This is a genomic window from Rhizobium sp. 01T444 (assembly GCF_056398305.1).
The window spans coordinates 49818-63925 of sequence record NZ_JBFTPD010000016.1 but is presented as its reverse complement, the minus strand read 5'-3'; the positions used below and the strand labels follow the sequence as shown (position 1 = coordinate 63925).

The 14108-nt window shown below is 59.9% G+C and carries 12 protein-coding genes; 8 read left to right on the top strand and 4 right to left on the bottom strand.

Going from position 1 to position 14108, the window contains the following annotated elements:
- Nucleotides 1–9 precede the first annotated feature (9 nt).
- The 3 genes from AC1DTN_RS21155 to AC1DTN_RS21145 all read left to right on the top strand — a co-directional run bounded on the left by AC1DTN_RS21155 (nt 10) and on the right by AC1DTN_RS21145 (nt 2473).
- Nucleotides 10–1680 carry a ribonuclease J gene (locus tag AC1DTN_RS21155; RefSeq protein ID WP_113324436.1) on the top strand — a complete coding sequence of 557 codons (1671 nt, stop codon included), beginning with the start codon at nt 10–12 and terminating at the stop codon, nt 1678–1680.
- A 2-nt stretch (nt 1681–1682) separates the two neighbouring features.
- The gene (gene mce / locus AC1DTN_RS21150) at nt 1683–2087 is read left to right on the top strand and encodes a methylmalonyl-CoA epimerase (RefSeq protein WP_439017191.1); all 405 of its coding nucleotides are present in this window, start codon (nt 1683–1685) and stop codon (nt 2085–2087) included.
- Between the two features lie 110 nt (nt 2088–2197).
- The gene (locus tag AC1DTN_RS21145) at nt 2198–2473 is read left to right on the top strand and encodes a DUF1467 family protein (protein ID WP_192727455.1); all 276 of its coding nucleotides are present in this window, start codon (nt 2198–2200) and stop codon (nt 2471–2473) included.
- 315 nt (nt 2474–2788) lie between these two features.
- On the opposite strand, the gene AC1DTN_RS21140 is transcribed toward AC1DTN_RS21145, so the two are convergent.
- Nucleotides 2789–3067, bottom strand: coding sequence for a hypothetical protein (locus tag AC1DTN_RS21140; RefSeq protein WP_162748094.1), 279 nt, complete (start codon nt 3065–3067; stop codon nt 2789–2791).
- On the opposite strand from AC1DTN_RS21140, the gene proS reads away from it, so the two are divergent.
- From proS to AC1DTN_RS21125, 3 genes are read left to right on the top strand one after another with little or no spacing between them, the layout of a single operon-like run.
- The gene (gene proS, locus AC1DTN_RS21135; protein ID WP_439014671.1) at nt 3066–4388 is read left to right on the top strand and encodes a proline--tRNA ligase; all 1323 of its coding nucleotides are present in this window, start codon (nt 3066–3068) and stop codon (nt 4386–4388) included. The two genes, AC1DTN_RS21140 and proS, sit on opposite strands and share 2 nt — an antisense overlap.
- Before the next feature lie 16 nt (nt 4389–4404).
- Complete coding sequence (locus AC1DTN_RS21130; RefSeq protein WP_477922472.1) at nt 4405–5709, top strand: lipoprotein-releasing ABC transporter permease subunit; 1305 nt, start codon at nt 4405–4407, stop codon at nt 5707–5709.
- A 51-nt stretch (nt 5710–5760) separates the two neighbouring features.
- A complete protein-coding gene (locus tag AC1DTN_RS21125) occupies nt 5761–6444 on the top strand; it encodes an ABC transporter ATP-binding protein (protein ID WP_439014672.1) in 684 nt (227 codons plus the stop codon).
- A 3-nt stretch (nt 6445–6447) separates the two neighbouring features.
- On the opposite strand, the gene AC1DTN_RS21120 is transcribed toward AC1DTN_RS21125, so the two are convergent.
- Entirely contained in the window at nt 6448–6909 is a 462-nt protein-coding gene (locus tag AC1DTN_RS21120) for a DUF5680 domain-containing protein (RefSeq protein WP_439014673.1), read from the bottom strand.
- Nucleotides 6910–7222: 313 nt separating this feature from the next.
- Between AC1DTN_RS21120 and dnaE the strand changes: the two genes are divergently transcribed.
- Nucleotides 7223–10720 (top strand): DNA polymerase III subunit alpha, encoded by a 3498-nt coding sequence (gene dnaE / locus AC1DTN_RS21115; RefSeq protein ID WP_310382971.1) that lies wholly within the window; start codon nt 7223–7225, stop codon nt 10718–10720.
- Nucleotides 10721–10761: 41 nt separating this feature from the next.
- Here the strand turns inward: dnaE and AC1DTN_RS21110 are convergent, their stop codons facing one another.
- A complete protein-coding gene (locus AC1DTN_RS21110; RefSeq protein ID WP_439014674.1) occupies nt 10762–12159 on the bottom strand; it encodes an MFS transporter in 1398 nt (465 codons plus the stop codon).
- 142 nt (nt 12160–12301) lie between these two features.
- Here AC1DTN_RS21110 and AC1DTN_RS21105 point away from each other — a divergent pair, with 142 nt between their 5' ends.
- Nucleotides 12302–12733, top strand: a complete 432-nt coding sequence (locus AC1DTN_RS21105; protein WP_113324428.1) for a winged helix-turn-helix transcriptional regulator — start codon at nt 12302–12304, stop codon at nt 12731–12733.
- Between the two features lie 3 nt (nt 12734–12736).
- Here the strand turns inward: AC1DTN_RS21105 and AC1DTN_RS21100 are convergent, their stop codons facing one another.
- Nucleotides 12737–13987 carry a L,D-transpeptidase family protein gene (locus AC1DTN_RS21100; protein WP_439014675.1) on the bottom strand — a complete coding sequence of 417 codons (1251 nt, stop codon included), beginning with the start codon at nt 13985–13987 and terminating at the stop codon, nt 12737–12739.
- Between the last annotated feature and the right edge of the window lie 121 nt (nt 13988–14108).

Genomic DNA, 14108 nt, shown 5'->3' with positions numbered 1-14108 from the left:
ACAAACATTATGGCGAAACAGGACGAACTGGTATTTCTGCCCCTGGGCGGCGTCGGCGAGATCGGCATGAATCTCGCGCTGTACGGCTACGGCCCGGCGGATCATCGCCAGTGGATCATGGTGGATTGCGGCGTAACCTTTCCGGGGCCGGATCTGCCGGGTGTCGATCTCGTCCTGCCGGATATCCGCTTCCTTGCCAATGAGCGCAAGAACCTCAAGGCGATCATCATCACCCACGCCCATGAGGATCACTATGGCGCGCTCGCCGATCTCTGGCCGGGCCTCAACGTGCCGGTCTATGCCTCGCCCTTCACGGCCGGCTTGCTGGAAGCCAAGCGCAATTTCGAGAAGGATGCGATCGGCGAAGTACCGGTGACGATCTTCAAGGCCGGCGATACGATCAATGTCGGCCCCTTCAGCATCGAGGGTGTCGCCGTCAATCACTCGATCCCCGAGCCCATGTCGTTGGTGATCCGCACGCCGCTCGGCAATGTCATCCACACCGGCGACTGGAAGATCGACCATGAGCCGTCGCTCGGACCGCTGACCGACGAGGCGCGCTTCCGTCAGATTGGCGATGAGGGCGTGCTGGCGTTGCTCTGCGACTCCACCAATGCGCTGCGTGACGGCGTTTCGCCCTCCGAGAAGGATGTCTCGGAGAGCTTGCGCAAGATCATCGAGAATGCCGAAGGACGTGTGGCAATTACCACCTTCTCCTCGAATGTCGGCCGTATCCGCACTGTCGCCGAAGCCGCCGAAGCCGCCGGTCGCGAAGTGCTGCTGCTCGGAAGCTCGCTGAAGCGTGTGTGCGACGTTGCTCAGGACATCGGCCTGCTGGAAGGCGTAAAGCCCTTCATTTCCGAGGAAGATTACGGCTTCATCCCGCGTGACAAGGTCGTGGTGATCCTCACCGGCAGTCAGGGCGAGCCGCGCGCTGCCCTTGCCAAGCTCTCCCGTGACGAGATGCGCAATGTGGCGTTCACCGCCGGCGATATCGTTGTCTTCTCCTCGCGTGCCATCCCCGGTAACGAGAAGGCGATCCAGGACATCAAGAACGGTCTGGTGGAGCAGGGCGTTCACATCATTACCGACACAGAGGCGCTGGTGCATGTCTCCGGCCATCCGCGCCGCAACGAGTTGCAGAAGATGTACGAGTGGACACGGCCGAAAGTCGTTGTGCCCGTGCATGGCGAGGCAACGCATCTGACGGCGCATAAGGAGCTTGCCGAACAGTCGGGCATTCCGACGGTGCCGCGCGTGCGAAACGGTGATGTGTTGCGGCTTGCACCGGGACCGGTCGAGGTGATCGACGAGGCGCCGCATGGCCGCATCTACAAGGATGGGTCACTGATCGGTGACTTCGATGAGATGGGCATCGGCGAGCGCAAGAAGCTTTCCTATGTCGGCCATGTCGCCCTGAGCATCGTGCTCGACAGCCGCTACGACATCATCGGCGAGCCCGATCTCGTGGCGATCGGCCTGCCGGTCTATGACGACGAGGGCGAGGATATGGAAGATGGGTTGTTCGACGCCGCGATCGGGGCGTTCGAGAGCATTCCACGCGCCCGCCGGAAGGATATCGACATGGTACAGGAGGCTCTGCGCCGCGCCGTGCGCGCTGCCGCCAATCATACCTGGGGCAAGAAGCCTCTCGTCACGGTCTTCATCACCAGGGTCTGATGATGCTTGGCCGGGTGAACCATATCGCCATCGCCGTGCCTGATCTGGCCGCCGCAGTCGCGAGCTATCGCGACACTCTGGGGGCAGCGGTCTCGCAGCCGCAAGCACTACCGGCGCATGGCGTGACGGTCGTTTTCGTGGAACTGCCGAATACCAAGGTGGAACTGCTGGAGCCGCTCGGTGAAGCCTCACCCATTGCGGCCTTCCTCGAGAAGAACCCGTCGGGCGGAATGCACCACATCTGCTACGAGGTCGCCGATATCCTCGCCGCCCGCGATCGGTTAACGGCATCGGGGGCGAGGGTGCTTGGCAATGGCGAGCCGAAGATTGGCGCGCATGGCAACCCGGTGCTTTTCCTCCACCCGAAGGACTTCTTCGGTACATTGATCGAGCTGGAACAGGTCTGAAGCTCTGCGTCAGAGTGACCTAAACTGTTCACCGCCTTTGAACTCGCGGCCATTCCGCCTTATAAGCAGCCAAAACCTGCCGCCAAGGCACCATATCGACGGGAACCAAGATGTTTCAGGCCTTCCTCCAGGGATTCGCAGTCTATTTCATCATCTGGTGGATCACGCTTTTTGCCGTACTGCCGATCGGCCTGCGCACCCAGGCGGACGATAATGATGTTGTGCTGGGCACCGTGCCGAGCGCCCCGACCCGTTTTCGTCCGGTTTTTGTTTTTTCGCTGACGACGCTCGTTTCAGGTGCAATTTATGGCTTCTGGTATATCTGCTCGACCTATTTCGGTCTCGGCTTCGATGCACTTCCACAAATAGGGCCTAGCTTCTATTAGGGATGGCTTTTGCTCAATCTTTGAGCAGATGTAAATGCAACCGCGAAAAATCTGTCATACGTACGTCACGCAAGTGAGGCAAAGAGCTTGCGTAACGGAAGGCGAGCTTACTTAACGAAAGGCGAGCTTGATTTTTCAGGAATGGTGGAAGCCGAAAAAGCAAAAAAAAACAAGGCTAAAAGCCTTGTTTTAATTATCGCGTGATCCTTAACCGTTACCGGGGCAGCGACGAGCGCGCCTAAGATCTGATCCTCCCAAGACTTGACCGCGAGTTCGGCAAGAATTTAACCTTCCTGCCTGTTTTGTGAGCTAAAGCTAGCTCAAAGATTGTGCTTTGTCATTAGCTTTTTTTGCATTTTTGCTACACTCACGCAAAATTTTTCTGTTGACAAGATTTGCCTTCAAGCCCTTATAAATACGCGCTTTTTCGCGCCTGCTCAATTTGTGGGCGCTAACATGCGTCTGCGGGAGGCAGCTGGCACCGGTCGCGGGTTTCCTTCCTGCCGCGAAGCGGCTATGAACGCTCCCATCTTTAACAAATGCCGTCGATTCCGCTTGGGTAAGCGGCGTCTCAACTGTACCGGAATCCGCCATGCGTCTGTCCCGCTTTTTCATACCCATCCTGAAGGAAAACCCCAAGGAGGCGGAAATCGTCTCTCACCGGCTGATGCTGCGCTCCGGCATGGTGCGCCAGCAGTCCCAGGGCATCTATTCCTGGCTGCCGCTCGGCAAGAAGGTGCTGGACAAGGTCAACAACATCATCCGCGAGGAGCAGAACCGCGCCGGCGCCATCGAGCTTCTGATGCCGACGCTGCAGTCGGCCGAGCTCTGGCAGGAGAGTGGCCGTTACGACGCCTATGGCAAGGAGATGCTGCGCATCAAGGACCGTCAGGACCGTCCGATGCTCTACGGCCCGACCAACGAAGAAGTGATCACGGATATCTTCCGTTCCTCCGTGAAGTCCTACAAGGACCTGCCGCTCAATCTCTATCATATCCAGCTGAAATTCCGTGACGAGATCCGTCCGCGCTTCGGCACCATGCGCTCGCGCGAATTCATGATGAAGGACGCTTACTCCTTCGACTTGACGCGCGAAGGTGCGGAACATTCCTACAACAAGATGTTCACCGCCTATCTGCGCACCTTCGATCGTCTCGGCCTGCGCGCCATTCCGATGCGCGCGGACACCGGCCCGATCGGCGGCGATCTCAGCCACGAGTTCATCATTCTTGCCGATACCGGTGAGTCTGAAGTCTTCTGCCACAAGGATTTCGTCAATTTTGACATTCCCGTGGAAAATACGGATTTCGATAGCGTTGACGGCCTGAAGTCGATCTTCGACAGGTGGACGTCGCTTTATGCCGCGACCTCCGAGATGCATGACGAGGCCGCCTTCAACGCCATTCCGGAAGGCGAGCGTCTTTCTGCGCGCGGCATCGAAGTCGGTCATATTTTCTACTTCGGTACCAGGTATTCCGAGCCGATGGGTGCGAAGGTCCAGGGTCCCGACGGCAAGGAACATACCGTTCACATGGGTTCCTACGGTATCGGCCCGACACGCCTTGTTCCCGCCATCATCGAAGCATCGCATGATGAGAACGGAATCATCTGGCCGGAGTCGGTCGCGCCCTTCGATGTCGTGGTCATCAACATGAAGGCCGGCGACGAAGCCTGCGACGGCACCTGCGAGCTGATCTACGCGGCGCTGACCAAGGCCGGCAAGGATGTGCTCTATGACGACACGGACGACCGTGCCGGCACCAAGTTTGCGACCGCCGACCTGATCGGCGTGCCGTACCAGATCATTGCCGGTCCGCGCGCGGTCGCGAATGGCGAAGTGGAAGTGAAGGACCGCAAGACTGGCGCCCGCGAGACGATGACCATCGAGGCGGCGATTAACAGGTTCGTGGCTTAAGAAAGACGGAGGCGAAATGGCAGAGGCAGCATTGGACCGGAGTTCCAAATCCGGCTTGGGTCCGGCTGGCAAGCCATTTTCCACCTTCGAACGCCTGGTGGCGTGGYGTTATCTGCGCGCCCGCCGCAAGGAAGCGTTCATTTCGGTGATTGCCGGCTTCTCCTTTGTCGGCATCATGCTGGGCGTTGCGACGCTGATCATCGTCATGGCTGTTATGAACGGGTTCCGCACGGAACTCGTCTCCCGCATCCTCGGTATCAACGGCCACATGATCATCCAGCCGGTCGATGGTCCCTTCACCGACTATGCCGACCTCGTGAAGAAATTCGAGGCGGTGCCCGGTATCAAGATGGCGCTGCCGCTGGTCGAGGGCCAGGTGCTGGCTTCCTCGCGGACGGGCGGCAGCACCGGTGCGCTGGTGCGCGGCACGCGCGCCGAAGACCTGACCAAGCTCAAGGCAGTATCCGACAATATCAAGTCCGGCGACATGGTAGGCTTTGCTGCAGGCGACAGCGTTTTGATGGGCACGCGCATGGCCGACCAGCTCGGCCTGCGGGTCGGTGACCTGATTACGTTGACGTCACCGGAAGGTGATGTGACGCCGATGGGCGTCAATCCGCGCATCAAATCCTACAAGATCTCCGGTCTCTTCGAGATCGGCATGTCGGAATACGATTCCTCGATCATCTATATGCCGCTCGAGGAATCGCAGCTTTATTTCAATGCCGACGGGCTGGTGCAGTCGATCGAACTCTTCGTCAATAACCCCGACGATATCGACAATCTGAGGCCCAAGGTGGAGGAGGCGGCCGGTCGGCAGATAGCCATCACCGACTGGCGTCAGCGCAACCAGACCTTCTTTTCCGCCCTGCAGGTCGAGCGCAACGTCATGTTCATGATCCTGACGCTGATCGTGCTCGTCGCAGCGCTCAACATCATCTCCGGCCTCATCATGCTGGTGAAGGACAAGGGCAGCGATATCGCGATCCTGCGCACCATGGGCGCGAGCGCCGGCGCAATAATGCGTATCTTCTTCATGACGGGAGCTGCAATCGGCATTGTCGGCACGATCGCTGGCGTGCTGCTCGGCGTGCTCGTCTGCATCAACATCGAGTCCATCCGCCAGTTCTTCTCATGGGTCTCTGGCACGGTGCTTTTCGATCCGCAGCTCTACTTCCTGAGCCAGCTTCCGGCGGAAATGGATGTGAGCGAAACGGTGTCCGTCGTCATCATGGCGCTGACGCTCTCCTTCATCGCGACGATCTTCCCCGCCTGGCGCGCCTCCCGCCTCGACCCCGTCCAGGCCCTTCGTTACGAATAGGGCCGTGATCCAAGGTCAAATCCCCGGCCCAATCCAAGGAATGCCGCATTCATGAAACGCAACGTCGTTCTCAAGCTTTCGGGCGTCGAGCGCCATTACGGGCAGGGCGAAACGCTGCTGACCATCCTCAAGGGTGCGGATTTCACCCTGTCGAGCGGTGAGATGGTGGCGCTGGTGGCGCCGTCAGGCACCGGCAAGTCGACGCTGCTGCATGTCGCAGGGCTGCTGGAGCATCCTGACGGCGGCGAGGTAATGGTCAACGGTCGCCCCTGTGATGGCCTTTCCGATGACAAGCGCACGGCCATCCGCCGCGGTGAGATCGGCTTTGTTTATCAGTTCCATCACCTGCTGCCGGAATTCTCGGCGCAGGAGAACATCATGATGCCGCAGCTCATCGCCGGTCTCTCATGGAAGGAAGCGAGCGAGCGGGCAAAGATGCTTCTGGATTACATGCGCATCGGCCACCGCGGTACGCATCGCCCGGGCGAGCTTTCCGGCGGCGAGCAGCAGCGCGTGGCAATCGCTCGCGCCGTTGCCAATGCACCGAGCCTGCTKCTGGCCGACGAGCCGACCGGCAATCTCGACCCGGAAACCGCCAGCTATGTCTTCGACGCTCTCGAGGCTCTGGTGCGTCAGTCCGGCCTTGCCGCGCTRATCGCCACACACAACCACGAGCTCGCCCGGCGCATGGACCGGCGCGTGACGATCTCCGACGGCAAGGTCGTGGATTTCTGATTATCAGGGGATAATCAGCCCGCCGCGATAATCGAGCTCATAGGCCTTGTGACCATCGACAAGGATGAATTCATGGCCACGGAAATGCGTGCAGTCGCCTTCGCTCGTATCGACATAGCGCCCCAGCGAATGATCGAAGACCATGCCGCCGAGGAAGCGGCCTTGTTTGTAGAGCTGTGACAGCGCGGCGCTAATGATCGTGCCGGCGACAGTTCCGTCGATGATCCCGGGCTCGATGATCCGCCCGAAATAGTTCATCGCCCACACCGGCTTTTCCTCCAGCCACACCACTTCCTGACCGGCAAAATCCGTGCCGCCGAAATAGCTGTCGAGATAGCGCCAGATGCCGCGCTTGTAGCCGAGGTCATGGGCGCCGATCCGATAGGAAGGCTGTGCCTTGGCGCCGGCAACATAAGTCTGCGATTTGGCTTCGACAATGAAGCCGTTGAGTTCCTGCGTGTCCATCGTCCCACTGCTCCGATGTTAACCATGTCCCGCAGAAGCGGGGGGTAAACCTGTTGACAACAGAACATAAATGGAACAAATTAAAAACATAAGAGCAAAAGGAGAGCCAAATGACTGACATGATCCGTGATATCGCAGCATTCACCTCCATCGCAATGTTCATTACCAGCTTCTCGCTGATCGTCATGGCAATGTAAGAATTCAGGGGATCGCATGGCAGCCATGCGGTCCCGAAGCAGGACTTTTTCTGGACAGAATCGCCGACAATGCCGACAATGCGCACTCTTCAGTGAGGCGGTTCGAAAGGCAGATCATGGCGGATGCGGAAAAAGGTGCTGCTGGCGCAGTCGTCGGCGGGAAACCGGGCTTCGTCCATCTGAGGGTCCACTCCGCCTATTCGCTGCTCGAGGGCGCGCTGCCCCTCAAAAAGATCCTCTACAAGGCATCGGGCGACAGCCAGCCGGCAATCGCCATCACCGATACCAACAATCTTTTCGTCGCCCTGGAATTTTCCCAGAAGGCGCTGGACGACGGTCTGCAGCCGATCATCGGCTGCCAGGTGTCGATCGACATGGAAGATGGCCTCGACACCGAGAAGCGGGGCGGTCAGCAGGCGCTGGTCAAATTGCCTTCGATCGTGCTTCTGTCCGCTACGGACGCAGGTTATGAGCGGCTGGTCGATCTCGTCAGCCGCGCTTATCTCGGCGGCGAGAGCAATCAGGCTGTCCATATCCGTTCCTCCTGGCTGGAGGAAATCGGTACCGAGGGGCTGATCGCTTTGACCGGTGCCTCGACCGGCCCTGTCGACATGCCGCTTAAGGACGGCCATGCTGCTGCGGCAGAGACGCGGCTGCTGGCGCTGAAGCGCCTCTTCGGTGATCGGCTCTATGTCGAGCTGCAGCGGCACGGAACCTACGACAAGCGGCACGAACAGAAGATCATCGGCCTTGCTTACAAGCATGATCTGCCGCTGGTGGCGACCAACGAGGCCTTCTTCCCAACACGAGACGATTACGACGCGCATGACGCGCTGATGGCGGTGGCGCACAACGCGATCGTTTCCGACGACAGCCGCTTCCGCCTCTCGCCGGACCATTATCTGAAGAGCCGTGCTGAGATGGAAAAGCTTTTCGCGGATCTGCCTGAGGCACTGGATAATACCGTCGAGATCGCAAGGCGCTGTTCCTTCATTCTGAAGACCCGCAAGCCGATCCTGCCGCGCTTCACCGGCGCGACCGATGATCCCGAGGAGGCCGAGCGCGCAGAATCGCTCGAACTTCGCCGCCAGGCGGAGGAGGGGCTGGACATGCGCCTTGCCGAGCTTGGAATGTCGGCCGGCTACGAGGAGAAGGATTATCGTGAACGGCTGGAATTCGAGCTCAGCGTCATCGAGCGCATGAAGTTTCCCGGCTACTTCCTGATCGTTGCGGATTTCATCAAATGGGCCAAGCAGCATGATATTCCGGTCGGTCCCGGCCGCGGTTCAGGTGCGGGTTCGCTCGTCGCCTATGCACTGACGATCACCGACGTCGATCCGCTGCGTTTCTCGCTGCTCTTCGARCGCTTCCTCAATCCGGAACGCGTCTCGATGCCCGACTTCGAYATCGACTTCTGCCAGGACCGCCGCGAAGAGGTGATCCGCTACGTGCAGCAGAAATATGGTCGCGAGCAGGTGGCGCAGATCATCACCTTCGGTTCGTTGCAGGCGCGCGCCGCGCTGCGCGACGTCGGCCGCGTGCTGGAAATGCCCTACGGTCAGGTCGACAAGATCTGCAAGCTGGTGCCGAACAACCCGGCAAACCCGACGCCGCTTTCCAAGGCGATCGAGGAAGAGCCGAAGCTGCAGGAAGAGGCAGCCAAGGAACCGGTGGTTGCCCGCCTCCTGGATATCGCCCAGAAGATCGAAGGCCTCTACCGCCACGCCTCGACCCATGCCGCCGGCATCGTGATCGGCGACCGCCCGCTGTCGAAGCTCGTGCCGATGTACCGCGATCCGCGTTCCGACATGCCGGTCACCCAGTTCAACATGAAGTGGGTGGAACAGGCCGGTCTAGTCAAGTTCGACTTCCTCGGCCTGAAGACGCTGACCGTGCTCAAGGTCGCTGTCGACTTCTGCAGGAAGCGCGGCATTGAGGTCGATCTTCCCAAGATCCCGCTCGACGACAAGAAAACATACGAGATGCTTTCGCGCGGCGAGACGGTCGGCGTGTTCCAGGTTGAAAGTGCCGGCATGCGCAAGGCACTGATCGGCATGAAGCCAGACTGCATTGAGGACATCATCGCGCTGGTCGCGCTCTATCGCCCGGGTCCGATGGAAAACATTCCGACCTACAATGCCCGCAAGCATGGCGATGAAGAGCTGGAATCGATCCATCCGATGATCGATCATCTGCTCAAGGAAACGCAGGGCGTTATCGTCTACCAGGAGCAGGTGATGCAGATCGCCCAGGTCCTGTCGGGCTATTCGCTTGGCGAAGCCGATCTTCTGCGCCGCGCCATGGGTAAGAAGATCAAGGCAGAAATGGACCAGCAGCGCGAGCGCTTCGTCGTTGGCGCGGTCCAGAACGGCGTGTCGAAGCCGCAGGCCGACAACATCTTCGAACTGCTCGCAAAGTTCGCAAACTACGGCTTCAACAAGTCGCACGCTGCCGCCTACGCCATCGTCTCCTATCAGACGGCCTATATGAAGGCGCATTATCCGGTCGAATTCCTGGCCGCGTCGATGACGCTCGATATGTCGAACACCGAAAAGGTCAACGACTTCCGCCAGGATGCCAAGCGCCTGGGCATCGAGGTCATCGCGCCCTCCGTCCAGACCTCCTTCCGCCAGTTCGAGACCGGCGATAACCGTATCTATTACGCGCTTGCGGCTCTCAAGGGTGTCGGCGAATCCGCTGTCGATCACATCGTCGAAATGCGCGGCGATAAGCCCTTTGCCAGCATCGAGGATTTCTGCCTGCGGATCGATCCGCGCCAGGTGAACCGCCGCGTGCTGGAAAGCCTGATCTACGCCGGAGCCTTTGATTGCTTCAACCTGGATCGCGCCCAGCTTTCGGCCGGTCTCGACCGCGTGCTCGGCTATGCGCAGCGCGCCCAGGAAAACAAACTGAGCGGCCAGTCGGATATTTTCGGCGGTGCCCTATCCTCGGGCCCGGAAAAGATCGCCCTGCCGCCATTCTCGCCCTGGCTTGCCTCCGAGCGGCTACTCAAGGAGTTCCAGGTGCTGGGCTTCTACCTGACCGCCCATCCGCTCGACAGCTACAACAACATCCTTCAGAAGATGCGCGTACAGACCTTCGCGGATTTCTCGACGGCGGTGAAGCAAGGTGCTGCGAACGGGCGACTGGCGGGCACCGTCATTTCCAAGCAAGAGCGCAAGACGCGCACCGGCAACAAGATGGGCATCATCGTCTTCTCGGATTCCTCCGGCCAGTATGAAGCCGTGCTCTTCTCCGAAATGCTGAACCAGTATCGTGACATACTCGAGCCCGGGAAATCCTTCGTCATCACCGCGATCGGCGAAGAGCGGCCGGAAGGTGTCAGCCTGCGTCTGCAGACCATCCAGTCGCTGGAGGAAAAGTCGCTGCAGATGCAGAAGGCGCTACGCGTCTATGTCCGCGACTCCGGCCCGCTACGCGCCGTCGCCGCACATCTGAACGCCAAGGGCGACGGCCTCGTCTCCTTCATCGTCATCAAGGAGGAGGGCAAGCGCGAGGTCGAAGTGGTGCTGCAAGAGAAATATCGCATCACGCCCGAGATCGCAGCTGCGTTGCGGGCTGCTCCTGGCGTCGTCGACGTCGAACTCGTCTGAACGAAAAGTGCGACCGGCAGTGCACCGGTCGCCATTATTTTTCAGCCGGCCTGCAGACGGCAGGATGCATCCGCGCAGCGGCCTCTGCCGAAGCCCATGATGACCATGCCGATCAACGTCGCCGCTACCGGCACCAGCAAGGCGGTGCGCAGCGCTTCCAGGCGTTCGGATGGGCTGTCTCCATCGCCGAGAGCAAGTGTGCCGACGGCGCTGACGGCAGAGAGGCCGAGTGCCGCGCCGAACTGGAACGACGTATTCACCAGCCCGCTTGCCAGTCCCTGTTCGTTTTCGGCAATACCCTCAGTCGCAATGATCGTCAGCGGGCCGTAGCCAAGCGAGAAGGCCAGGCCGAGCAGGATCGTCGACGGCAGCATCGCCGCATAAGTCCAGTCGAGCCCCATACCAAGGAAGAGCGCGTAGCCCGCGATGGCAAAAGCAAAGCCGCCAAGCACCACGCGTCCATTACCGAAGCGCTCGACGAGCAGGGGCGTCAGCAGCGGCGCCAGAATGGCGTCCATGCCGATGACGATGAGGGCGAGGCTGGTTTCGAAAGAGGACCAGCCGAGCAGTTCCTGCAGGTAGAGCGAGACGATGAACTGGAAGCCGAAGAAGGCGCCGGTGAAGAGCATCGCTCCGAGGTTGGATTGTACCAAGGCGGCAGACCGGAAGATCCCGAACCGTACCAGCGGCGCCCGCGAATTGCGTTCGATCAGGATGAAGGCGAGCCAGAGCACAGCGCTCGCGCCTGCTGCTGCGATCGTCAAGGTTAGCTCACTGGTGGCATGTTCCAGCCGGGTCAGCGCATAGGCGGCAAGCAGCATGGCGCCAGTCAGGGTCACCGCACCGGCAATGTCGAACCTCTGGCGTGGGGTTGTGTCCTCCTTGTTCTCCACGATCAGCTTCATGCCGGCAACGAGCAGGATGGCGGAGAAGATAACAGGTGCGAAGAACACCCATCGCCAGCCGACAGCGGACAGAAGCCCGCCGATGACAAGGCCGAGGGAGAAGCCGGCTGATGCCGTGCCGGCATAGATCAGCACGGCCCTGTTACGCTGCGATCCCTCGCGAAAGCTGCCATTGATGAGCGCAAGCCCGGCGGGCGTCATGAAGGCGGCCGCTGCACCCGTCACGAAGCGGGCCGTCAGCAGCATCCAGCCCTCGGTCGCAAAGCCGCCGAGGCCGGAGAACAGCAGGAAGACGGTCAGTGCCGTCAGGAAGACCTTGCGCTTGCCGTACATGTCGGCGACGCGCCCGCCAAGCAGCATCATCCCGGCATAGGCAAGCACATAGGCCGAAACCACGGCGCTCAGCGTGGTGGTCGAAAGACCAAGCTCGGCCCGGATCGATGGAAGCGCGATATTGAGCATGGCCGCATCGACGCCTTCGAGAAAGATCGCGCCGCACAGAACGGCGAGCATTCCGGCGGCGCTGCGGCTCATTCTTCCGCTATCCACTGCCAGTGGAGGACTTGTAGACATTCTGATTTCCTTGTCGGTGAAGCAGGGAAGAGCGAGAATGGTTACATATTGATCCTCGGTTCCCTATTGTAACCAAGGCTGACATAAGGCATGGTTTGCAGCCATGGAAGAAGGCACTTCAAACTCACCGAGTGACTGCTGCAGCACCGACCGCGATTACGACGTCCACCAGTGGGATTCGCGGGAGGAATGTGAGGTGCGCCAGATCCTCGATCGCATCGCCGACAAATGGTCGCTGTTGGTCATTGCCCTGCTCGAAAAACGCACCTTGCGCTTTACCGAATTGCGCAAGAGCATCGATGGCATCAGCCAGCGCATGCTGACGACGACATTGCGTCAGCTCGAGCGTGACGGGCTGATCGAGCGGACAGTCTATCCCGTCGTTCCGCCAAGGGTTGACTATGCTCTGACGGAGCTCGGCTGCACGCTGCACGACACAATCAAGGCGCTCGTGGTCTGGACGGAAACGAACCAGGCAAAGATCATCTCCGCCCGCCGAAGCTACGATGAACGCGCCAGCGAGAAGCTTTGGTAGGCCTCAGCTCTCGCGGGTGATGGTGATGAATCCCGTGCCTTCGCCGGTTTCGGATCCGAGGCCGGTATCTGATATCGTCAGCGTTGAGCCGGGCGAGATCAGTGCATCGATCCGGTGACGGGTTTCTTCTGACATCGAGATGCGGCTGAGCGCTCTGGCGATTGAACGGCCGCTGATGATGGAGCTTTCCTGATTGGCGATGCCGAGCCGCTTCACCGTTTCGCGGGAGAGATTGTTCTCCAGCGTTACGCCCAGCCAGTCCGCCGTGCCGGCGGCCTCATTGACTGAATGCAGCGAGAAGAAGTGCGTGCCGAGAGCAAGACCCGGATCGGCGATGGTAATGGGCGCCTCGAAGAGCGGCTTGAAATCCTGGCGTACCATGATGACGCCATTCGGAGGCTCGCCTTTGCCTGCCGCGGCGTAAACTTCCTTAAGGAGAGTATCAGTGACCAGGCCCTTGTCACGGACAAATTCCGTTGGCCGCAGCGCCTTGAAGGCATTGATGGCCTGAACGGTCGCAGGACCGGCCAGCCCATCAGGCTCGCCGGCAGCAAAGCCGAGCTGGTTCAGCAGGGTCTGGATATCGATGACGTTTTCACGCAGCGTCCGACGCGTAATCAGCATGCTGATCGGCGCGCTATCCGCAGCAGGCGCCTGCAGCTGGAACTGCGGCATCGGCAGGGCAGCCGTCGTCTCGTTCATGGCGACCTGCACCTGCTTCTTCGCGTCACCTATGGACGGCCGCAGCTCCACGTCCGACAGCAGTGGTGCCGGTTCGGGCCGGTCGGGGCGGAACAGGGTCGGATGGTCAATCGGCTCTGGTATCAGCTCACTGTCGGTAATGATGACAGGCACGCCCATCTCGGTCATCTTGTAGAGCGATTTCGCAAAGGCGCCGGGCATGCGCACGCAGCCATGCGAGGCCGGATAGCGCGGCACGGAACTAGACTCGTGCAGCGCGATGCCGGACCATGTCAGCCGCTGCATGAAGGGCATCGGCGCGTTCGAATAGATGTTGGATTCGTGGTACTTCTGCTTCTCGATGACGGAGAAGATACCGCTCGGCGTCGTGTGCCCGTCCTTGCCGCTCGAGATCTTGGAGGTCGCCACGACCTCCGCACCGTCATAGACGGCCAGCGACTGCTTATCCTTGGACACGAAAATCTGCAGCGTGCGCGCGTCTGCTGCAAAAGCCGGATGGACAAGAGCGGTTGCCGACAGCAACCCGATAAGAACGCTTACACGCACAGACATGACGCAATACACCACATGCACAAAAACGACGCGAGTTAAGCACGCGAAGTTTAACGAAGGCTTGAATACGCGGCGCCGCTTTGATCACGAGATTGTGGGATATTCAATTTTATGCAAATCT

Bases quoted from the DNA above. Each gene is read 5' to 3' on its own strand.
- AC1DTN_RS21155 (WP_113324436.1), top strand. From the start codon at position 10: ATGGCGAAACAGGACGAACTGGTATTTCTGCCCCTGGGCGGCGTCGGC.
- mce (WP_439017191.1), top strand. From the start codon at position 1,683: ATGCTTGGCCGGGTGAACCATATCGCCATCGCCGTGCCTGATCTGGCC.
- AC1DTN_RS21145 (WP_192727455.1), top strand. From the start codon at position 2,198: ATGTTTCAGGCCTTCCTCCAGGGATTCGCAGTCTATTTCATCATCTGG.
- proS (WP_439014671.1), top strand. From the start codon at position 3,066: ATGCGTCTGTCCCGCTTTTTCATACCCATCCTGAAGGAAAACCCCAAG.
- AC1DTN_RS21140 (WP_162748094.1), bottom strand. From the start codon at position 3,067: ATGGCGGATTCCGGTACAGTTGAGACGCCGCTTACCCAAGCGGAATCG.
- AC1DTN_RS21120 (WP_439014673.1), bottom strand. From the start codon at position 6,909: ATGGACACGCAGGAACTCAACGGCTTCATTGTCGAAGCCAAATCGCAG.
- AC1DTN_RS21110 (WP_439014674.1), bottom strand. From the start codon at position 12,159: ATGAGCCGCAGCGCCGCCGGAATGCTCGCCGTTCTGTGCGGCGCGATC.
- AC1DTN_RS21105 (WP_113324428.1), top strand. From the start codon at position 12,302: ATGGAAGAAGGCACTTCAAACTCACCGAGTGACTGCTGCAGCACCGAC.
- AC1DTN_RS21100 (WP_439014675.1), bottom strand. From the start codon at position 13,987: ATGTCTGTGCGTGTAAGCGTTCTTATCGGGTTGCTGTCGGCAACCGCT.